This window comes from Peribacillus sp. SIMBA_075 (assembly GCF_046534585.1).
The window spans coordinates 1-21,213 of record NZ_JAWRYN010000057.1 but is presented as its reverse complement, the minus strand read 5'-3'; the positions used below and the strand labels follow the sequence as shown (position 1 = coordinate 21,213).

The 21,213-nt window shown below is 41.9% G+C and carries 18 protein-coding genes and 1 riboswitch; of the genes, 10 read left to right on the top strand and 8 right to left on the bottom strand.

The window, feature by feature from the left end; all coding sequences use genetic code 11:
* Positions 1 to 4: 4 nt before the first annotated feature.
* A complete protein-coding gene (locus tag SB775_RS24835; RefSeq protein ID WP_061461741.1) occupies positions 5 to 643 on the bottom strand; it encodes a biotin/lipoyl-containing protein in 639 nt (212 codons plus the stop codon).
* Between the two features lie 344 nt (positions 644 to 987).
* On the opposite strand from SB775_RS24835, the gene SB775_RS24830 reads away from it, so the two are divergent.
* On the top strand, positions 988 to 1,446 hold the full coding sequence (locus SB775_RS24830; protein WP_410863800.1) for a MarR family winged helix-turn-helix transcriptional regulator: 459 nt from the start codon (positions 988 to 990) through the stop codon (positions 1,444 to 1,446).
* Positions 1,447 to 1,503: 57 nt separating this feature from the next.
* Here SB775_RS24830 and SB775_RS24825 read toward each other — a convergent pair whose 3' ends face one another.
* The 4 genes from SB775_RS24825 to SB775_RS24810 form a co-directional block, all read right to left on the bottom strand.
* On the bottom strand, positions 1,504 to 2,595 hold the full coding sequence (locus tag SB775_RS24825) for an FUSC family protein (protein ID WP_089362903.1): 1,092 nt from the start codon (positions 2,593 to 2,595) through the stop codon (positions 1,504 to 1,506).
* Between the two features lie 349 nt (positions 2,596 to 2,944).
* Complete coding sequence (locus SB775_RS24820; RefSeq protein ID WP_410863799.1) at positions 2,945 to 7,417, bottom strand: glutamate synthase-related protein; 4,473 nt, start codon at positions 7,415 to 7,417, stop codon at positions 2,945 to 2,947.
* Between the two features lie 330 nt (positions 7,418 to 7,747).
* Positions 7,748 to 9,037 (bottom strand): glutamate-1-semialdehyde 2,1-aminomutase, encoded by a 1,290-nt coding sequence (locus SB775_RS24815; protein ID WP_410863798.1) that lies wholly within the window; start codon positions 9,035 to 9,037, stop codon positions 7,748 to 7,750.
* Between the two features lie 139 nt (positions 9,038 to 9,176).
* Complete coding sequence (locus SB775_RS24810) at positions 9,177 to 9,497, bottom strand: hypothetical protein (protein ID WP_061461746.1); 321 nt, start codon at positions 9,495 to 9,497, stop codon at positions 9,177 to 9,179.
* Positions 9,498 to 9,648: 151 nt separating this feature from the next.
* Here SB775_RS24810 and SB775_RS24805 point away from each other — a divergent pair, with 151 nt between their 5' ends.
* From SB775_RS24805 to SB775_RS24795, 3 genes are read left to right on the top strand one after another with little or no spacing between them, the layout of a single operon-like run.
* A complete protein-coding gene (locus SB775_RS24805; protein ID WP_061461747.1) occupies positions 9,649 to 10,656 on the top strand; it encodes an ABC transporter ATP-binding protein in 1,008 nt (335 codons plus the stop codon).
* 48 nt (positions 10,657 to 10,704) lie between these two features.
* Positions 10,705 to 11,496: an ABC transporter permease gene (locus SB775_RS24800; protein WP_089362906.1), complete on the top strand. Its 792-nt coding sequence runs from the start codon at positions 10,705 to 10,707 to the stop codon at positions 11,494 to 11,496.
* Between the two features lie 4 nt (positions 11,497 to 11,500).
* On the top strand, positions 11,501 to 12,286 hold the full coding sequence (locus tag SB775_RS24795; RefSeq protein ID WP_048678294.1) for an ABC transporter permease: 786 nt from the start codon (positions 11,501 to 11,503) through the stop codon (positions 12,284 to 12,286).
* 42 nt (positions 12,287 to 12,328) lie between these two features.
* Here SB775_RS24795 and SB775_RS24790 read toward each other — a convergent pair whose 3' ends face one another.
* Positions 12,329 to 12,805: an acyl-CoA thioesterase gene (locus SB775_RS24790; RefSeq protein WP_410863796.1), complete on the bottom strand. Its 477-nt coding sequence runs from the start codon at positions 12,803 to 12,805 to the stop codon at positions 12,329 to 12,331.
* Positions 12,798 to 15,107 carry a 5-methyltetrahydropteroyltriglutamate--homocysteine S-methyltransferase gene (metE, locus tag SB775_RS24785; protein WP_410863794.1) on the bottom strand — a complete coding sequence of 770 codons (2,310 nt, stop codon included), beginning with the start codon at positions 15,105 to 15,107 and terminating at the stop codon, positions 12,798 to 12,800. Before metE ends, SB775_RS24790 begins: the two co-directional genes overlap by 8 nt.
* A gap of 145 nt (positions 15,108 to 15,252) precedes the next feature.
* A riboswitch (cobalamin riboswitch) is annotated at positions 15,253 to 15,444 on the bottom strand.
* A 258-nt stretch (positions 15,445 to 15,702) separates the two neighbouring features.
* On the opposite strand from metE, the gene SB775_RS24780 reads away from it, so the two are divergent.
* From SB775_RS24780 to perR, 5 genes are all read left to right on the top strand, one after another.
* Positions 15,703 to 16,119, top strand: a complete 417-nt coding sequence (locus SB775_RS24780; RefSeq protein ID WP_089362909.1) for a potassium channel family protein — start codon at positions 15,703 to 15,705, stop codon at positions 16,117 to 16,119.
* Between the two features lie 62 nt (positions 16,120 to 16,181).
* A complete protein-coding gene (gene bcp, locus SB775_RS24775; RefSeq protein WP_089362920.1) occupies positions 16,182 to 16,652 on the top strand; it encodes a thioredoxin-dependent thiol peroxidase in 471 nt (156 codons plus the stop codon).
* 11 nt (positions 16,653 to 16,663) lie between these two features.
* Positions 16,664 to 17,773, top strand: a complete 1,110-nt coding sequence (locus SB775_RS24770) for an aminopeptidase (RefSeq protein WP_410863792.1) — start codon at positions 16,664 to 16,666, stop codon at positions 17,771 to 17,773.
* 148 nt (positions 17,774 to 17,921) lie between these two features.
* The gene (locus tag SB775_RS24765) at positions 17,922 to 18,866 is read left to right on the top strand and encodes a D-2-hydroxyacid dehydrogenase (RefSeq protein WP_410863790.1); all 945 of its coding nucleotides are present in this window, start codon (positions 17,922 to 17,924) and stop codon (positions 18,864 to 18,866) included.
* 154 nt (positions 18,867 to 19,020) lie between these two features.
* The gene (gene perR, locus SB775_RS24760; protein WP_410863789.1) at positions 19,021 to 19,464 is read left to right on the top strand and encodes a peroxide-responsive transcriptional repressor PerR; all 444 of its coding nucleotides are present in this window, start codon (positions 19,021 to 19,023) and stop codon (positions 19,462 to 19,464) included.
* A gap of 93 nt (positions 19,465 to 19,557) precedes the next feature.
* Here the strand turns inward: perR and SB775_RS24755 are convergent, their stop codons facing one another.
* Positions 19,558 to 19,911 (bottom strand): YgzB family protein, encoded by a 354-nt coding sequence (locus tag SB775_RS24755; RefSeq protein ID WP_061461754.1) that lies wholly within the window; start codon positions 19,909 to 19,911, stop codon positions 19,558 to 19,560.
* Between the two features lie 176 nt (positions 19,912 to 20,087).
* On the opposite strand from SB775_RS24755, the gene SB775_RS24750 reads away from it, so the two are divergent.
* Positions 20,088 to 20,963, top strand: coding sequence for a nucleotidyltransferase-like protein (locus tag SB775_RS24750; protein ID WP_061461755.1), 876 nt, complete (start codon positions 20,088 to 20,090; stop codon positions 20,961 to 20,963).
* The last annotated feature ends 250 nt before the right edge of the window (positions 20,964 to 21,213 follow it).

The window sequence follows — 21,213 nt, the reverse complement described above, 5'->3', positions numbered from 1 at the left end:
CGGTTTATTTTGTTGAAATTTTCACTTCTGCGTTCATACCAGGCAGAACTTTATCGGAGGGTGCTTTAATGGAAATTTTAACAGGTACTTTTTGAGTGACTTTCGTATAGTTTCCGCTGTTGTTTTGATTGCCCATCACTGAAAAGACGGACGTTGTAGCATAACCGATCTGTTCCAATGTACCTTCGAAAACAGTATCGGGATCTCCATCGATGATAATATCGACGCTGTCACCTTTTTCAATATCCTTCAATTTATTTTCTTCAATATTAGCTGTTATAGATAAATCATCCATATTGATAGTCTGAGCAAGAGTTTGACCAGCTTGAACTAGCTGCTCATCATGCACTTGTGATTTAACGATTGTACCTTGAGCTGCTGTTTTTACTGCTTCTTTTCCGTCTAAGGTGGTTACATAGGCAACTTTGTCATTCTTACTGACGCTGTCTCCTTCGTGTAAGTCCCAATCTGCTAATTTACCGGAAGCGGGGGCAACGATTGTATATAGATCTCCTGACACTTTCGCTTCATCCGTTTTAATGAAATTCGTGCTTTCATAATAGTAATAAGCCCCACCGGCTACTACCGCTAATATAATAACCAAACCAATGACATTGATTAAAACTAAACGTCCTCTATTCACTTATTTCGCCTCCAAAAAAATATTGATGATTGATTCTTGTTATCCATTATTGATTCACTTTCATTAAATGACTTCACCTATTTGATTGCAGCCTCCTATATCCAATATATATTAGTTAACTTTAATAAATATTAATTTTCATAAGTATTAATATTATTAAGTAAAGAGTTTACCAGTTTAATTTATTTTTGTCATGTAATTTATTCGGAAAAGGGGTGGAAAGTAAATACATAAAAATGGTTAAAATTTGAATTTCTTTTAGTTTTAAGGATATATGGAAAGTAAAGTTGACAATGGAATGTCATTTAATTAAATTTAAGAAGTAGGATTGTCCTATATAAGGAGTGAGAAGGCTGGATTTTAAATGGGAAGTAACCAATAGTATAGAAATGCAGATTTTCCGGATTAGGAAGAAGCTTGGGGCCATCGTAGCAAAAAATCTTCAGCCTTATGGATTAACGTCGCCGCAGTTTTTCATATTATTAATATTGAAAAAAGAGGGGTCCATTAAGTCGACCCAGCTGGCTGACTTCTTAACGGTAAAGCCAAGTGCGATTACCGTATTTGTAGATAAGTTGGTCGAAATGGATTATGTGAAACGACAGCCCTCCGAAAAGGATCGCAGGGTCATAAACCTTGAATTGAAAGAGGCAGGGCAAGAAATTTTGGGGAGAGTCCTTGCTGAGCATAACCAATTGATGGGTAAGAACTTCAATTCATTCTCAGAAGAAGAGCTGCAGGATCTCTTGCAGAAATTGGATACGATTGAAAGGGCGGCTGATCAAAACCTTTTGGAGGATTGAAAAAGGCGCATCCTCTAAATAGAGACGAAAAAAGACGGTTCCTAGGAACCGTCTTTTTTAATCCTCTTCATACTGGACAGATATTTCGTTATCTTCCTTATGGAAGGACTGGAAGCTGACAATCAGCTTTTCAAGATGTTCCAATTGTTCGTCATATTCAATGACTGCAGAAATCAATGGAACAAGGCGGGCAGATAGGTGGCCCAGATCATCATGCATTTCGTCCACTTGATTCTGCTGTTCGAAAAAGTGGGCGAGCAGCTCTTTACGACTTAAACAATCCTGGTTCCAATCTTCAATCTCCTCGATGGATTTGATTTTTTCGATATGCAGCAATATCAGTTGTTCATGCTTTCGAATCAAGGAATCAATCTGTTGTAGGATACTCCGTTGGAAATCTTCAGGCATTTGATATACTTCATTCTCAAATTTATGGACTCTCTTCAAAGTTTCAAACGCTTTTTTTGTTGTAATGATCATCTGCCGATAAACGACAAGCTTTCTTGCTTTGGCTATACTGTTCTTCTTGAAATATTCCCGTTCCTCTTTGTACATGGAATAGATATGTTCCAGATCGAGTAACTCTGCCTTTAGTCGGCTGATGTCTTTTTTCAGTAAATTGTGTTCTGTAGCATGTCTTGTGCTGATTCTGATCCATTTTAAGATGTCTTCCGTTACATCTGTGATGCGTGTATAAAGTTTAGCTTCATATTTTGGAGGAATGAAAACCAGATTCACGATAAAAGACGAAACGATTCCAAGCAAAACTGATGAGAGACGTATAAAGGCAAAATTCAGGAAATCCCCTTCCTGGTTTTCCATGATGGCAATTGCTGTCACGATGGAAAGGACTATCGTTTTATCCATTTTTAATTTTAGATTGATGGTTATGACAACCATCACGGCAAGACCGATAATAAAAATATCATTTCCGAACAACAAAACGAAGGAGACAGCAACCAACGCTCCAATGATATTTCCTTGAATTTGCTCCAGCACCGTTTGGTATGAACGGTAAATGGTCGGCTGTATTGCAAAAATTGCAGCAATCCCAGAAAGGACAGGAGCAGGAAGGTTAAGCAGTTCCGATATATAAAGCGCTAAAACAATTGCTATTCCTGTTTTGAGAATGCGGGCACCAAACTTCATATATAGGTTAATCCTTTCTTTGTGATGTGATTGATCATGGTAAGAAAAGGCTCTATTTATTTATAGGCTTTTGCTTAAAAATGTATTCTAACTTATTTGTTAGTACTTTACACTAAAATGAGAGGATGTAAACAAAAAGTAATATACAGGATTTTCCTTAAAGTTACAATAGGTAAACTCAAGTTTAATATATAAAGAAAATATAGGCAATTTCTTGATTGTTTTCAACTGTGTTTTTCTTCGTTTAAAGATTATCACATGGTATATGACTGAAAAAGCTGATGCTCTCGAATTGAAGAGCATCAGCTTTTTTTATAAAACGAATATCAATTTAAATATATTTTCGGCATCACTCCGTGGATACAGCGGGATCTGCTTGTTCTTTAACTGGTACGACTTGAAGGAAGTGCTCTCCAGGGTTTTGAAGCAGGGCCTCTAAGGAGGCTGCTTCTTCCGTTTGGCCATGATCTTTCAAGAGGTCCGTGTATTTGCCGAGAAGTTCGGCCACGTCCTGCAGGCCTTTAGCAGATAGGGGCTCAATGGAAATCTTTGCCCCTTTTGCAACCCGCTTCTTAATGACCTCCTTGGTTAATCCAGATTCAGGCTGTTGCCGTAAATAAACGACACCGCCAGTCATTCCTGCGCAAATCCATGGACCCGGGTCACCTAGAACCAAACCCCTTCCATTTGTCATATATTCAAAAGCGAATCCCTTAATATTCGAAGTTACCGCAATATTACCGGTTTCCTTTTCAGGTAGTGGGTGTTTCAATAATCCTCCAATGATCATATCAGCTCCGGATAGCCGGATTCCCGCCCTGGCATCGGCATCACCTTGGGCAATGAGGAGACCATGCTGTGCACCGTATCCAAAGCCCTTACCGACAGAGCCATTGTAGAACTTCCCATCTTTTCCGGGAGATTTAAAGATGGCAATATTACCGCCAATTGATGTTTTGCCAATTCCATCCTGGGCGCCGCCATTCACGCTGATTGAAATCCCCTCCGTATTGTATGCCCCAAGTCCATTACCTGGGATGGAACCATCCTGGTAGGATAGGTGAACGGGAGGAAGTTTTTTGTATGATCCGTCAAGTCTTCCCCTGACGCGGTGACAGGACACCCTGCTGCCGAGTACGCGCTGTTCGGAAGTGATCGAGCTATAGTTGCGAGATTGCTGCAGATCATCTACATGAGAATCCAGATATTCAGCGCCAACGGCAACCTGCATGGAGCCTTCGTTCAAATATGCCGCCGTTTCTTTATGTGAGAATGGTGTTATATCCAATTCTTTTAATAAATAGGTTAAATCCAGTGATTGTTGACCCTTAACTTGCTGAAGCAAATCAGAACGTCCGACGATATCCTGCAGATTCTTCACCCCAAGGGATCCAGTCAACGATTGGAGTTCTTTGGCAAATGCACTGAACATATTCGTTAAACCTTGAACGGCTAAATCAAATTTTCGTGGAACAAAACGCCGCAGCCCATGTTCTTTAGCTTGTGCTTCCGATTCGATTTGAGTGGCGATGCCCACATGGCAGGTATCAAGGTGACATCCGCGGCACGTTGTACAGCCGACGGCGATCATCGAAAGGGTCCCAAACCCTACGCGGTTTGCCCCAAGCAGCATTAATTTCAATACATCCATCGAGCTTTTTAACCCGCCATCAGCCCAAATTTCAACGGTCTGACGAATGCCTGACTCAAGCAGTGCGTTATGGGCAGCTTTTACACCAATCTCAACGGGTAGACCGACATGTGCGAGTGCATGAATCCTGGCAGCGCCTGTTCCGCCATCAAAACCAGAAAGCGTAATGATATCGGCCCCTGCTTTGGCGACGCCGACCGCAATCGTACCAATGTTTGGAACGACCGGTACTTTGACGGCAACTTTTGCTTTGTCGTTTGCCGTTTTTAACTCATGGATCATTTGGGCCAAATCTTCAATTGAGTATATATCATGGTTATTGGAAGGGGAGATCAAGTCGGAACCGATTGTTGCATTCCGGGCTTCCGCGATTTTCGCTGTGACCTTGGACCCGGGAAGGTGACCGCCTTCACCAGGTTTTGCCCCTTGCCCAATTTTAATTTCCAATAGATTTGAAGAGTTCAAGAGTTCTGCATTGACACCGAAACGGCCGGAGGCGATTTGCTGTCCGCGGGATTTCGGGTACTTGCCCAGCATATCCTTGATTTCCCCGCCCTCGCCATTCATGCTGATCATGCCTAATCGCTCGGCAGCTTCTGCATATGCCCGGAAAGCAACCTCATTTTGTGATCCAAAGGACATGGAGGCTATGACGAACGGCAATTCCTGTTCTCCGACAGAAAGGCTGACTTCTTCAGAAGGTATGGAAGCATCTGAAGGTTTTAATGATGTCAAATGGCGGATCGTCGTAGGATTGGACTCTTCCTGTTCGGTGATCTTTTCGCGATAAGCGTCATAGTCCCCAGTAGAAGCAACTTCCCCGATTGACTTCCAAATCCTTGGGAATAAGTGGAAGGTTTTCCCCATCCGTTCTTTTTCATTTCCGTAATCTTCCGCACGCTGGATGGCGTCGGCCTTGATTTTATCAAAATTGTAGTCCAGATCATTGGAGCCGAAGAAGTTAGCCACATTTAAATATTTCGCGATTTCCTCATGTAAACCGATGCTTGAGAAAAGTCTTCCGTATCCTCGCAGTTCATGAATGCCGATGGTTGAGATAACTTTTTCAAGACCTTTCGTCAAGGAGTGATAAAGATTGGTAACCCCCTTAAGGTCATCTGAAGATAAGGAAAGGAACATATAATAAGGGCTGATTAAGTTGGCCCCAAGACCATAAGAAACGATGATATCATGCAGTGACCTTAGCGATGCGGAACGTAACAGGATGGAACAATCCCTCCGCTTGCCAGTTCGGACCAATGCTTGATCGACGGAAGATGTGACAAGGTGTGGATCAAGCCAAAAGTTGCCGTTTTGATGTGCAAGTGCATCATCCAATACGATAAGCGTCTTTCCTTCATCCACTGCATTGACACTTTCATCAGTAATCCTAGTCAAAGCATCCGTGATGCTTTCATCCTCTTTGAACGTGCTTGAAATGCAATGCACGAGTTTTTGATCTTGGTAATATTTAATGAACTGGTCATAACTTGGCTGCGATACGATAGATGAGCACTCATAACCCATTAATCCTTCAATCAATAAGGGAGTCAGCAGCTCTGTAACCTTTCCGGCCTTATTTGCTTCGAATAGGGAAGGCCGTTTTCCGATGATGGTTCGTGTTGAAAAGTGCTCGGTTTCCCGGTCCCGGTCGATTGCTGGGTTTGTTACAACGGCCACGCTTTCCTTAATGAAATCCGCAATGTTGGTCCGTTGGGGATTAAGTGCTGCCAGTGGCGCATCGTGACCAAGTGAACGAATGGGTTCGGCCCCTTTTTCGGCCATCTGTTCCACTAATTGAACATGCTCCCTTTCCCATCCAAAGGCTTTATACTGTCCATTATGAATGGCTTGCGCGTTTGTCATGGAGACAACCTTTTCAAAGACCTGCGGCTGCAGGCGGACCCGGTCGTTGGAAAGAACGAAACGATTATTGAAGAGTTCAAATACTTTATCCTGGTAATTCTTGTATGTGTACAGTTCAATACTGTCGCCGTTCCATTTCAAACCCACTTTTTCCCCAGGGCCCATCGGTTTCGGATTTCCGGTATATTCACTGGAAGGGATGATTCCTGGTTCGGAAGTGAACATATAGGATGATTCCGTTTCAATATTCCATAATGGGCGCAGGCCTAAAGAATCGACAGAGAACACGGCTTCATCGCCGAAACGGGAAATGATTCCGGCTGGACCTTGTGCAAAATGACCCCATGCCTCCCGTAAATACGTATATAAGTCTTGTAAGTGATCGGGGTATTCCTTGATTTCATTAATGATTGGGGGGAACATAAGGTCGACAGCTTCAAATAAAGAGTAGCCATGACGGCAGATGAAAGTTTCGATCGTCTTGTTTAAATCCTGTGAGTCGCTTCCGTCTTTAGCGATTGGAACACCGATCATTTTCGCTTCATCACGCAATTTGGCAATCGTATTGATTTCGCCATTATGGCCAAGTACACTGAAAGGCTGAACCCGGAAGAAGCTTGATAGTGTATTGGTTGAAAAACGATTATGCCCCAGTGTCATGGTGGAGGCAGCTAAAGGGTCCGCAAGATCAAGATAATAGGAAGGAAGCGTATCCCCCGCACCCATCACTTTGTAGACCGCATGATGCTGGCTTAGCGATGCAACATGGATAAAATCACTTTTTTCGATGTCGGAAGTCAGCTCAAAAAGAACATTTGAAAGCTCCTGGTTGTTTTCGATGGCGGAGGAACAGGCAAATTGCCAGAACACTGGGTCTTCTTGAATGGCAATCGGTCCCAATGCCTCAGAACGGTAAGCTTTATCCGTTTCGAATATCAGGGAGAGACCATGCTGAAGCAGTTTCTCCTTGACTTCGATTTTTAAGTCGTTCGCATCCGTTTTTTTGCTTAAAAATAAGTGACCGACTATGAAGGAATCTTTATCGACGATACTTGAATCGATATTTACAGCTTCAAGCTTCTTTTTCCAAAGAGCCCGGGGAATATCGATATGGATGCCGGCGCCATCGCCCTCACCATTGATGAAGCCGCAGCGATGGTTCATTTTAACAAGGGCGTCGATACAGGCAAAGATGTTTTCGTTAGTAGGGATCTTCTTTTTTTCGATACGGGAAACGATTCCGCAAGCATCATGTTCTTCCATGTAAAATTCTTTGAATGTAGCAGGTGTCCATTTTTGGGTCATATGTGTGGCTTGAATAAGGTTACCCTTATTTTCGGCCTTTCACCTCCTGTAGCATTTGTTTTATGGGGGGATATTAGTAAACTCGAACAATTGTCCAAGTTCTGATAGATTGAAAGAAAATGTATATAAATGTATCCATATCATATCATTTAAATATTCAGAAATCAATTTTTTATACAATGGATTGGATGCTGTGATTGATGGCGTTTTTGTGGGGAATGGCTAAAAAGGCTAACTTTAAAGATTTATTACCCGGGAATAAGAAACCCCCAAGATTGATGTGCATCCTGGGGGTGTATAAAAAATGTATAATTATGCTGTTTTGATTTATTATATTAGGTTTTTGAATGCATGTTCAACCGCTTTTAGAGTATAAGCGATATCATCATCCGTGTGAGCTATTGTCAAGAACCAGGCTTCGTATTTTGAAGGTGCCAAATTGATGCCCTGGTTGAGCATGAGTTTGAAAAACTTAGCGAACATTTCGCCATCAGTATTTTCCGCCTGCTCATAGTTTTCAATCGTTTCTGTCGTAAAATAGATCGTCAATGCCCCTTTAAGGCGATTGATGGTAATAGGGACATTATATTGGCGAGCTGCTATCAGGATACCTTCTTCAAGAATTTTTCCCAACCGGTCAAGCTCGTCGTACAGACCCACTTCTTTAAGTACTTCCAAACAAGCTATCCCGGAAAGCATGGATGCCGGATTTCCTGCCATCGTACCTGCTTGATAGGCTGGTCCTAGGGGGGCTACAGTTTCCATGATCTCTTTTTTACCGCCATAGGCACCAATCGGAAGTCCGCCGCCGATTATTTTTCCAAGCGCGGTCAAATCGGGTTGAATTCCCAAGAAGTCCTGTGCCCCTCCGTACATGAAGCGGAACGCTGTGATGACCTCGTCGAAAATGACCAGTGCTCCTGCTTCGTGTGACAATGAAATGACTTCCTCCAAAAAGCCAGGGCTCGGTTCCACGATTCCAAAGTTGCCGACGATCGGTTCAACCAGCACGCCTGCAATTTCATGTCCCCATTTATTCAGTGCTTCCTTAAATGGCTCGATATCATTGAAAGGTACCGTGATGACTTCTTGTGCGATGCTTTTTGGAACGCCCGCAGAGTCCGGTGTTCCTAGCGTGGACGGGCCGGAACCTGCAGCGACGAGAACAAGGTCGGAGTGTCCATGGTAACAGCCTGCAAACTTGATGATCTTATCACGTCCAGTGTAAGCACGGGCCACACGGATGGTGGACATGACAGACTCAGTGCCTGAATTGGTGAAGCGAACTTTATCCATGGATGGTATTGCCTCTTTCAACATTTTGGCGAATTTGACTTCATGTTTTGTCGGTGTACCGTATAAAACGCCCGTTTCTGCTGCTTTAACGATTGCCTCCGTAATATGTGGATGTGCATGTCCAGTGATGATCGGGCCATATGCAGCTAAATAATCGATATATTTATTGCCATCAACATCCCAGAAATAAGCCCCTTTGGCATGATCCATGGCAACTGGTGAACCGCCGCCTACAGCTTTGTAAGAACGGGATGGGCTGTTAACCCCACCAACGATATGTTCCAGTGCCTCTTTATGTAGAAGCTTCGAATTACTAAAATCCAATCTTAAAACCTCCTAAAAATATAAACCTGCCTTAATCATAGCACTTTTCCGCCCGTAAATCTGGGATGGAAGGCTAGGAAATGTGATCCGTCCACTGATGAAATGCTGCAGCCTTAGAAACAGCAGGATTCGTGGGCCTTCATTTTGTTTGGGAAATAGGGCCGGGCCCCAAAACTCCGGTTATGAAAGTCAGAATGTCCAAGATAGTGGCAGGGTTTTCGATGTTGAAGGATTGGCGGTTCATTTCGCCCTGGGCTTGGTAATAGATAAGATGGCCGGTTCCTTTTTCTTCATTAATATGAATGTGGAAACTTATGGGGGTGCTTTCGATCGATCCGCTGGAATCCCTTTGGATGACCTGGCATAATAATTCACCGTATTCATCTTCATAAAGAAAATCATATCGAAGGTCGATAACGACCTTTTCGATTTGGGATAGTAATAATTTTTTAATATTCATAGCTTACTTGTCTCCTTTATATATGTATCTCGTACAACGGCCGGACTCGCCCTGAAAATGATACATGGCATCCAGGCATTTTTATTGTCTAAAAAGGTAAGGTTGGATAAACTAATTCATTAGGACAAGAGATTACGGAGGATGTAACAGGATGAGTGATGCAATTCAAGTGAAACAGCTTCGGAAGGAATTTAAGTCGGCATCAAGCCGTTCGGGGTTAAAGGGTGCCTTCCGGGATTTACTTACAAGAAATTATAAAATCGTCCCTGCCGTCAATGATATCAATTTTACTGTAAAAAAGGGTGAGATGGTAGCTTATATCGGGGAAAATGGTGCAGGAAAATCGACCACGATCAAAATGCTGACAGGTATTTTGGAACCGACAGCAGGTGAAATCACAGTCAATGGCATGAATCCTCATAAGGAAAGGGAAAAGTTCACACAAACAATAGGAGTTGTATTTGGTCAGCGCTCACAGCTTTGGTGGGATATTGCGGTTCAAGAATCCTTTAGGCTGCTAAAAAAGGTCTATAAAGTAACGGATGAACAATATAACGATCATATGGAACATGTCATCAAGACGCTCGATATCGGTCCCTTGCTCGACAAACCAGTGCGTAAACTCTCACTTGGTCAGCGAATGCGCTGTGAGCTTGCGGCGGCATTGATCCACAATCCGCCTTTGCTGTTCCTGGATGAGCCGACAATAGGCCTTGACGTACTCGTGAAGATGAAGATTCGCGAGTTCCTGAAAGAAATCAATGAGAAATATAATACGACAATCCTTTTGACTACCCATGATTTAGGAGACATTGAGGCATTATGTGAACGCGTAATCATGCTTGATGAAGGACAGATCATTTATGATGGGGAATTGCAGAGTTTGAAAGATAATTGGGCTGAGGAAAAACAGATCCATTTTCAATTCATCGAGCCGATTGCATTGAAGGAATTGCAATCATTAGCGCTCCCATTTACCGCAAACTGGGTTTATGATGAGAAAAATCAAACATACATTGCTCTGTTGAAAGAAGAAAGTGATCATATTTCACAGCTTGTTTCAGCTGTCGTATCTCATTTTAAAATAAAGGACATCAAAATCCATGAAACGTCCATTGAAGAGATTGTTCGCAATATTTACGAAGAAGGCACTGTCTGACTCTCTTATCATTAAGAAACAACGTGTCTATCAAGAAGGGGGAGGGCAATGGGGAAGTATCTTGCAATGATCCGCATGCGTTTTTTGATGATGCTTGCGTATCGAACGGATTATTATACCGGCATTTTAATTTATAGCATTAATATCGGTGCTTATTATTTCTTATGGAATGCAATATATGGAGAAAAAAGCTCCATCGAAGGACTTTCAAGTATACAGATGACAACATATGTCGCGGTTGCATGGATGGCGCGCGCCTTTTATTTCAATAATATTGACCGCGAAATCGCCACTGAGATCAAGGACGGCAAGGTCGCCATTGAAATGATCCGGCCTTATAACTATTTAGGCATGAAAACGATGCAAGGGCTTGGGGAAGGGATATTCCGATTCTTCTTCTTCTCGATTCCCGGAATGCTGCTGGTAGCTTTCATTTTTCCTATAGAATTGCCGCATGAACCGGCTACGTGGGGGATATTCGGCATTTCCTTGCTGTTCAGTTTCATCATCAATTCACAAATTAACTTATTGACAGGAATCACTACCTTTTTCTTATATAATAATGCCGGATTGATCCGGGCTAAAAGGGTTATCATTGATTTGTTTTCCGGTCTGCTGCTGCCCATCAGTTTTTATCCGATATGGGCGCAGGGAGTGATGAAATATTTGCCATTTCAAGGGATCAGCTATGTACCAAGCATGATTTTTACGAACGGGTACAGTTCAGGCGAAATTGGCATGGCGCTTTTACAGCAGTTAATTTGGTGCATCATTCTCATAATACCGATTCAGCTTTTATGGATAGTCGCAAAAAAACAGCTGATTATTCAAGGAGGTTGACGGGATGTTTTATGTATCGATGTTTTTTCAATATGTGAGTCAATATATGAAAACAAGATTGCAATATAGAGCAGATTTCTTCATGGAAATCCTATCCGATCTGCTGAATCAGGTCGTGAACCTGGTATTTATATTAGTCGTTTTTGGACATACCCAGTTTTTAAGCGGCTGGAGCCGTGAAGAAATCATATTCATTTATGGATTCTTCCTTATCCCATTCGCCCTTTTTTCTGCCTTTTTCAACATCTGGGATTTTAATGACCGCTATATCGTCAAAGGTGAAATGGACCGGATATTAACAAGACCGATACATAGCCTGTTTCAAGTCATTTTAGAAAGAATCGAGCTAGAAGCGTTATTTGGTGTTGTGACCGGTTTGATCATTATATTTTATTCGGGGATTTCATTGGATCTGCAGCTTGCGTGGTATGACCCGATTCTTTTCATCATTTTTGCAATAGGCGGGGCCCTTGCTTATGCAGCCATATTCGTTGCGATAGCAAGCATTGGGTTCTGGTCGGATGCGAAAACATCCATCATGCCAATGATGTACAATATCGGGAACTACGGGCGCTATCCTGTTGATATTTATAATAAGGTCATTCGTTTTGTCCTTACATGGGTATTGCCATTCGCGTTTGTTGGTGTTTATCCTGCATCTTATTTCCTTAGAAAAGAAGAGTGGTATGCATATGCATTTGCCACACCTGTAATTGGGGTTGCCTTTTTCGTGATATCCGTTTTCATATGGAATCAGGGAGTGAAGAGGTACCGCGGGGCAGGAAACTAAAAGAGCCCCTTCAACAGCATTCATGTTGAAGGGTTTTTTTGTTTATTTGCGTTTATTCTTTCTTTCAATATATCTTGCTTGTGCTTGAACATATTGCTGCTTTTCCTCTTCCGTTTCCGGAATGACCTGAGGTACGTTTGTCGGCTTACCGTCTTCATCAATGGCCAGCATCGTTAAAAAAGCGCGTGCCGTAAGCTGTTTTTCACCTGTTAATAGGTTCTCACGCTCCACTTTCACGAATACCTCCATTGATGTGCGATGTGCACAGGTGATATAAGCTTCAAGGTTGATCGCATCCCCTGTCTTGATGGGGGCCAAAAAATCAAAAGAGTCGCTTGAAGCGGTCACAACGGGTTTTCGACAATGGCGCATAGCTGAAATGCAGGCTATTTTATCAACATAGGCCATTACCTTTCCGCCAAAGATGGTATTGTGATGATTTGTATCCGGTGGAAAAACAAGGTCGGTTAAAAATGTCCGTGACTGCTGTGTTGGATGGGCAACGTTCTTTTCAATCATAAGCTTTTGGTTTAGCTAAAAGGTTTTCACGGACGATTTTTGCTGCTTCGACCATGTTTTTCAGGGAAGCGACGGTTTCCGGGATACCCCTTGTTTTCAGGCCGCAGTCGGGATTGATCCAAAACTGGTCTTTATCCAGTACCTTGATGCCCCGTTCAATCATATCGACCATTTCGTCCACTGCCGGCACACGCGGGCTGTGAATATCATACACACCAAGGCCAATACCTTTTTCGTATGTCCTTTCTTCGAATGCGGAAGCAAGCTCTCCATGGCTACGGGATGTTTCGATGGAAATTACATCGGCATCAAGGGAGGAGATGACATCCATGAAACTGTTGAAGTCGCAATAGCACATATGCGTGTGAATTTGGGTTGTATCCTCGACGCTTGATGTGGATATCAAGAACGAATTAACAGCCCAGTTCAAATACTCATCGCGATCGGTTTTTTTCAATGGCAGACCTTCCCTAAGTGCAGGCTCATCAACTTGGATCATTTTGATTCCAGCCGATTCCAATGCAATGACTTCTTTTTCCAAAGCAAGTGCCAGTTGGTAGCAAACATTCTCCCTGGAAATATCATCACGGACAAATGACCAGTTCAAAATCGTGACAGGACCTGTTAGCATGCCCTTTACCGTCTTGTTCGTCAGTGATTGTGCGTATACACTTTCCCTGACTGTCATCGGTTCGATGAAATCGATGTCGCCGTAGATGACTGGTGGTTTCACGCAGCGGGACCCATAGGATTGTACCCAGCCCTTTTCTAGAAAGACGAATCCGCCTAACTTATGGCCGAAGTATTCAACCATATCCGTCCGTTCGAATTCCCCGTGTACAAGAACATCCAAGCCGATTTCTTCTTGGATATCAATCCACCTGCCGATTTCTTCGTTAACGAATGTTTCATATTGGGAAGCGGTCCATTCTCCTCTTTTGAATTTCCCACGTGCTTGTTTAACTTCAAATGTCTGTGGAAAGCTGCCGATCGTAGTCGAAGGAAGAAAAGGCAATTTGAAAAATTCCTGTTGTTTTTGGTAACGTTCTTTAAATGGAAGCTGACGGCCGACGTTCCTGGTTTTAACCTTTTCGACATTGGATTGTACATTCCCATGATTCCGTGCATTTGAACTTGCTAACGTTTGAACCGTAAATTTATTAGCATCGACTTTTTCGGCGATTGCTTCAAAGCCTTGATTATTCCCTTTGACCAAGAGTATGATTTCCTCAAGTTTCTCATCAGCGAAAGCGAGGGCCTCTTTCACTTCTTTTGAAAGGGCGGTTTCATTACGAACGGTCACTGGGACATGAAGCAGGGAACAAGAGGGCTGAAGCCAGATTTGGTCTTCAGCTACCTTTTTCTTAAGAGTCTCAATCAATTGGATTTTTTTTGATAAATCAGATAGCCAAATGTTTTTTCCGTCAATCACACCTGCAGCAAGCACTTTGTCCTTCGGGAAACCGAATGCTTCAAGATTACTTAGATTCCTCCCTTTATCATGTACAAAATCAAGACCGATTCCTTGGACTTGTAATTCGATGACTTCTTGGTAATGCTCCACGGCATCAAAGTATGTTTGTAGCATGATGTTCAGGTTTGGTGCTGCTTCATTCAGTTTTTCATAGAGGTAAGTAACAGTTTGCATATCATCTTTGGAAATGGATGAAACAAGAGAAGGTTCGTCCATTTGAACCCACTTCACGCCTTCTTGCTCCAACTCTTGAAGGATTTGCGTGTAAAGGGGAAGTAGGCTCAGGATGATGCCAGGGATATCTTTTTTATTGAAGCCTTTGGAAAGGGAGATGAAAGTATAAGGTCCGATCAACACGGGTTTCGTTTCAATCCCTAGCTTTTCCTTGGCCTCCCGATATGCTGCAAGTGGTTTATTTTCTGTTAAAGTCAGCTGTGACAGGTTTAATTCAGGGACAATATAGTGATAGTTCGTATTGAACCATTTCGTCATTTCGGAAGCGACTTCGTCATTGTTTCCACGGGCCATTGAATAATAAACGGAAAGGGGAACGCATCCGCCTTCATAGGCTGAATAACGTTCAGGAACAAGACCGAACATGACGGACATATCCAGCATTTGATCATATAAAGTGAAGTCGTTGGCAGGAATGATATCAATGCCTCGTTTCTTCTGTTTTTGTAAGTTGCCTAAACGGATGGCTTTTAGTTGTGCCGTAAATTCTGCTTCATCGATTTTACCGGACCAGTAAGCTTCTAATGTACGTTTCCATTCACGATTTTCCCCGATTCGCGGGTAACCCAAACTGCTGCTTTTCAAAATTCCCATCCTCCTACATTCATTTAATTGAACAATAAAAAAGCATCCCTAACCGTCAAAAGAGAAAGTTAGAAATGCTTAAAATAAAGAGGCATGCAGAATGCCCCTTACAATTATAAGGTCCCTAACACCTCCCTATCTCCCGTAGGTTAAAACAGTGTTGTCGAAATAGGCAGGTCTCCTGACTTAGGGAATATCATTAGCGACGGGCCTTCCCGATCCGTTGATCAGTGGCATATTGGATGGCGCTAACATTCCCATTACAGTGGCGGGACCGTGCCGGAATTACACCGGGCTTCCCTTTTAATCCTAATGAAAATTAGGAACCTATTTCCACATATGAAATTTCACAAAACCTGCTGATAAACTGATTGCAGGCGGCGAATATTTATAAAATAAAAATTATTATAAATATTTAGACAACCTTAACATATCCGACTAAAAGGGTCAACATGAAAAAGATTCGGGATAAGGTCCCGAATTCCTGACAAATGCGTTTAGAATGTGTTAGTGATAAGGATAAAGTCTGTCCCTAAGAAAGAATATATTGTTTGGACAGGGAGTATGTATAGAGGGAGTGGCGTTTTGAAATGGGGCGTGGGGGATGACTTTCTACATCTTGATTGCAGGAATCATTTTTTGCATGGTGATGAGCATTCGTACCTTATTTCTTGTTGAGTCGGGAGGAAAAAAGTTTTCTCTGGAGGATATGCTGTGGCTTGGCAATTTATATGCGACGATATTAGTTGGATTTGCACTGATTTATTTATTATACGAGCTTCAGAATCATTCAGTGATTCTTGATATGGGCAATCGTTTGGACGGCAGTTTTTACGAGCAACTGAAGACTTCTTTTTATTTTAGTGCGATGACGATGTTTTCTGTAGGGTATGGGGATATATCCCCGATAGGCGTAGGCAGGATGATTGCGACAATCCAGGCATTCATCGGCTATACGCTCCCGGCCGCGTTTGTAATTCGGACGGTGATTGATTTAGATCAGGAAAGAAGGAATAAATGAAAGTTGTATTTCTTTCGATTATTGGGTACTCTTACCATAATGAAAGAAATGGAGGGTTCAATATGACTGTTAAAATTGGAGAAAAAGCACCTGATTTTCAACTCCCAGCAAACAATGGTGAAATGGTTTCCCTATCGGATTTTAAGGGGAAATACATTGTTTTATATTTTTATCCAAAAGACATGACGCCAGGATGCACGACGGAGGCCTGTGATTTCCGGGACCACAATGAGCAATTTGAGGAATTGGACGCTGTCATCATTGGTATCAGCCCAGACCCAGCGGCACGACATGAAAAGTTCATCGAAAAACATGGATTGCCTTTTCTGCTTCTAGCTGACGAAAATCATGAAGCCGCTGAATCATTTGATGTGTGGCAATTGAAAAAGAATTTCGGCAAGGAGTATATGGGCATTGAACGTTCAACATTCCTGATTGATAGGGCAGGTAAGATAGTCAAAGAATGGCGTAAGGTAAAAGTAAAAGGCCACGTCGAAGAAGCTCTTGAAACTCTTCGCGACCTCAAAAAATAAGGGACAGGCAAATGAAGGATGAGCGAATAACGAAGCTTGCTGCCAGGCTGATTCATCACTCGATACAATTAAAGCCAAAAGAGAGAATCCTTATTCGGGGCCATATCAACACGAAACCATTATTGAAAGAGCTGATTGATGAAACATACAGAGTGGGTGCTTATCCATATGTAGAACTTGAAGACGATGAGATAAGCCGGCACCTATTACAAGGGAATGTGAAGGAACAACTTGACACATCATCGCAATGGGCTCTGAAGAAATATACGGATATCGATGCGGTCATCATCATCACCGGTGAAGAAAACGATGTGGAAATGACTGATGTTCTCCTCGAAAGGCACCGTCTTCAAGGGGAGGCTATGAATTCTCCAACTCTTTTCTATGTGAACAACCGACGTTGGGTCTTGCTTAATTATCCCACCAACACATCAGCGCAAAAAGCCGGCATGACTTTCGACAGGTATCAAGACTTCCTTTTGAACGTATGCACAATGGATTATGGGAAAATGGAGGCGGCATTAAAACCGTTAAAACTATTGATGGAACGGACTGACAAAGTCAGGATCGTTTCACCAGGGACAGATTTGACCTTTTCCATTAAAGGTATGCCGGCTATCATATGTGCCGGAAAAAAGAATTTACCGGACGGGGAAGTATTTACTGCACCTATAAAAGAGAGCGTCAATGGAAGGATATCCTTCAACACACCCACAACCTATGAAGGGATCACTTTTAGTGACATAGAATTAAACTTGAAAAAGGGGAAAATCAGTAAAGCCATTTCCAATCAATCTTCTAAAATGAACCGAATTCTGGATATTGATGAGGGGTCCCGTTTTATCGGGGAGTTCGCAATTGGAATCAATCCATACATATTGGAACCTATGGACGATATATTGTTTGATGAGAAAATATGCGGGAGTCTGCACTTGGCTCTTGGACTTGCCTATGAAGAAGCTGATAATGGAAACCGTTCATCCATACATTGGGATATGGTCTTGATCCAGCGTCCCGAATATGGCGGTGGTGACATCTACTTTGACGATGTGCCGATCAGAAGGGATGGCGTTTTCATATTGCCGGAATTATATGCATTAAACCCAAATTCATTAAAATAAAGCCTTTTTTAATAAGGGTAAGGCTTTTGTCCAACTCAAAAAGGGGACACCTGAATATGCTTTATTATGGGAATACCTCCTCAGAGAAAGTTGCGCGGGACATACAGAGCCCGTGTTTTTTTATGTTAATTATAAGGGAGAGATAAACATGTTAATACTTTCAACGATCATTCCTGATGAAGGAATCCAAACGAAGATGAAGGATGCTTTTCCTGGATTGAACTTCATTTATCAAGAAGGATGGATGGATGAGCGACTTAGTGAAGCGGAAATCTTAATTACATACGGTGAGGACTTAACTGAAAAAATCATTGGGAAAGCGGCGAACTTGAAATGGATAATGGTCATGAGTGCAGGAATGGAATTAATGCCTTTTAAAGCCATTGAGGAACGCGGCATTTTGGTTACGAACGCAAAAGGCATTCATAAAATTCCAATGGCCGAATATACGATAGGGATGCTTTTGCAATATGAAAAGAAATTGAAGCTGCTTATGAAGAATGAAAGGGAAGAAATGTGGGATAGAAAGATCGAAGTAGGGGAATTGAATGGCAAAACGATGCTCGTCCTTGGTGCCGGTGCAATAGGAGGAGAAGTGGCTCGTCTCGGGAAAGCCTTTAGGATGACGACACTGGGGGTGAACCGGAGCGGGAAGCCGGTGGAGTCCATTGATCGCCTTTATACCCTGGATAATTTACTGGAAGCCATACCTGGAGCTGATTACATCGTATCTGTCTTGCCTAGTACGGATGAAACGAAGGATCTTCTGCAAAAAGAACACTTTAAAGCAATGAAAGAATCTGCAGTATTCGTGAATATTGGCCGCGGCGATCTTATTGAGGAGGAAGTGTTGATAGAAGCCCTGGAAGCCGGCGAATTGGCTCATGCCATCTTGGATGTATTTGATCCGGAACCTTTAGAAAAAGGGCATCCTTTTTGGAGGATGGAGAATGTTACGGTCACGCCGCATCTTTCAAGTAAAAGCGGAGAATATTTACCAAGGACCTTTGCGATATTCGAGAAAAATATGCGTGAATACCTGAAGTCTGGAAAAGATTTCATCAACGTAATCGACTTATCGAGGGGATACTAAACACATACGAAAATGTGAAAGATTCAAAGCTTTGTGAATAAACTAAAAAAGGACGGTAAAACCATTGAATTATTGACAAATTCAACGTATAAAAGGTACACTATTTATAAATATTATAATTTAAGAATTCATACTTAATAAGAAAAAGGGGTGGATGACGGTGTCTGAAGTTCAGTTAAAAGAAGCGTTGGATTCCCTAAAAGATACCGGTGTAAGAATAACTCCTCAACGCCATGCGATACTAGAGTATTTGATTAGCTCCATGTCCCACCCTACCGCTGATGATATATATAAAGCGCTGGAAGGCAAGTTTCCGAATATGAGCGTGGCGACAGTTTATAACAACCTGCGTGTTTTTCGTGAGGTAGGTTTGGTAAAAGAACTTACGTATGGTGATTCTTCTGCAAGGTTTGATTTCGTGACGACGAATCATTATCATGTAATCTGCCAAACCTGCGGGAAAATTGTGGATTTCGATTATCCTGCATTGGATGAAGTCGAGCATTTCGCAGCACAGGTCACTGGTTTCAAGGTTAGTCACCATCGGATGGAAATCTACGGCGAATGCACGGATTGTGCAGAAAAAGAAACGCATTAAAAAAAGTTCCTCCACTTGGTTGGAACTTTTTTTCATGGTTATGAAGAAATCAAAAGGTCTTTATGTTTAGAAGTTCAGCTAGCTGGAATTTTTCTAGTCATGCAGGCTTTTGCGATTATATTTTTCGTTGAATTCTTCGCCTTCCAACTTTTTGTCAAGGGTCAAGGGTTCTTCACAATGCATGCAAATATCTACACGCCCTAATATTTTTGTGGGTTTGCCGCAGTTAGGACAGACAACCTGGATCGTTTTTGTAGAAAGCATTCCAATCCAAAAATAAACCCCGGTGCTTGCGATTATGAATAAAAGGCCAAGTCCCATGAAAAGTGTCATGATAACAGGATGTGTTTTGAAGAAAAGTCCAATATACATTACGATAAAGCCGATGAAAATCAAACTCAAGGCAAATGTACGTATTTTATTGATTTTGCTAGAATGTTTAGCCATGGATTGTCCCTCCTAAAATATAACTTTAACTATAACATAAACTAAGGATGGAACAAAAAAGAAATAAAGGATACATATTACTTTTGAATTGAAATGGTTTAGGGTAATGGACTTAAGCAGGAATATGAAGAGTTTTGTCGAAAGTTATAAAAAAAAAGGTTTTGGAGGAATTTATGATGGAAGATATCCTTCGCCCGATTTATCAAGAGCGAGCAAGTTTAAAATCTACACTTGGAATCTTGTTAATTGAAAAAAGAGATGATAATAGCCCGAATACCGATACATTTGACTACATCCTTTTTGTGATTGCAGACGATGCCCAAGAGGCCGTGTTTTTAAAACATTACACTTACCAGGATAAAAAAGCGGCCTTGCATATCGTTAAGGAAGACCAGTTAAAAGAATGGCTCCTATTAGGGACGAACCGCAAAGTGGTTGACTGGATTTATAACGGGAAAGTCCTTTTTGACCGGAATGAATATTTGGACCGTTTGAAAACCGAAATTCGGGAGTTCCCCTTCTATGGAAGGAAGTTAAAGATGGGGATGGAGTTCGCGAAGTTGATTCGCAGGTACATGGATGGGAAAAGCTTCTTTGAAAAAGGCCATTATCTTGAGGCATATAACCATATCGTTCATTCCCTGCATCACTTGGCCCGTTTGGAAATAATAGAACAAGGCTTTTATCCAGAGGTTACGGTATGGAACCAAGTGAAGCATATGGAGCCTGAAATCTACAAGTTGTATAAGGAATTGATCAGCAGTGAGGAAACTCTCGAAAAAAGATTGGAGCTTCTATTCCTTGCGAGTGAATTTCTTATTTATTCGAGGACGAATGCTGGTTCACAGCATTTGGTTGAAATAATGGGGACGAAAGAAGATCCGTGGACGATTGCGGAGCTTATGGAGCATCCGGAAGTTAAGTTTTATTCAGTCGATCTAGGTGTTTTACTGGAATATTTGATAGAGAAGAAGGTAATCGATGTCATCAAATCGGAGACCAAAGGACACGAGGTTTATCATCGGTTTTATCGAGTGTCAAAAAACTTTTAAAAAAATGTGTTTTTATTGTTGACCAATAATAATATAGGTGTTATATTAATACATGTCGCTGCGGGACATCAGCTTTCGCAGCTTCATTAAAACAAAGAAAATAAAAAAACATGTTGACAACATGGTTGATAACATGATAAGATGTAAAAGTCGCTTACGAAGTAACGACAACGAAATTGCTCTTTGAAAACTGAACAAAACAAAGCGCCAACGTTAAATTTTAAGTGAGCACACACTATCAAAAAAGCAA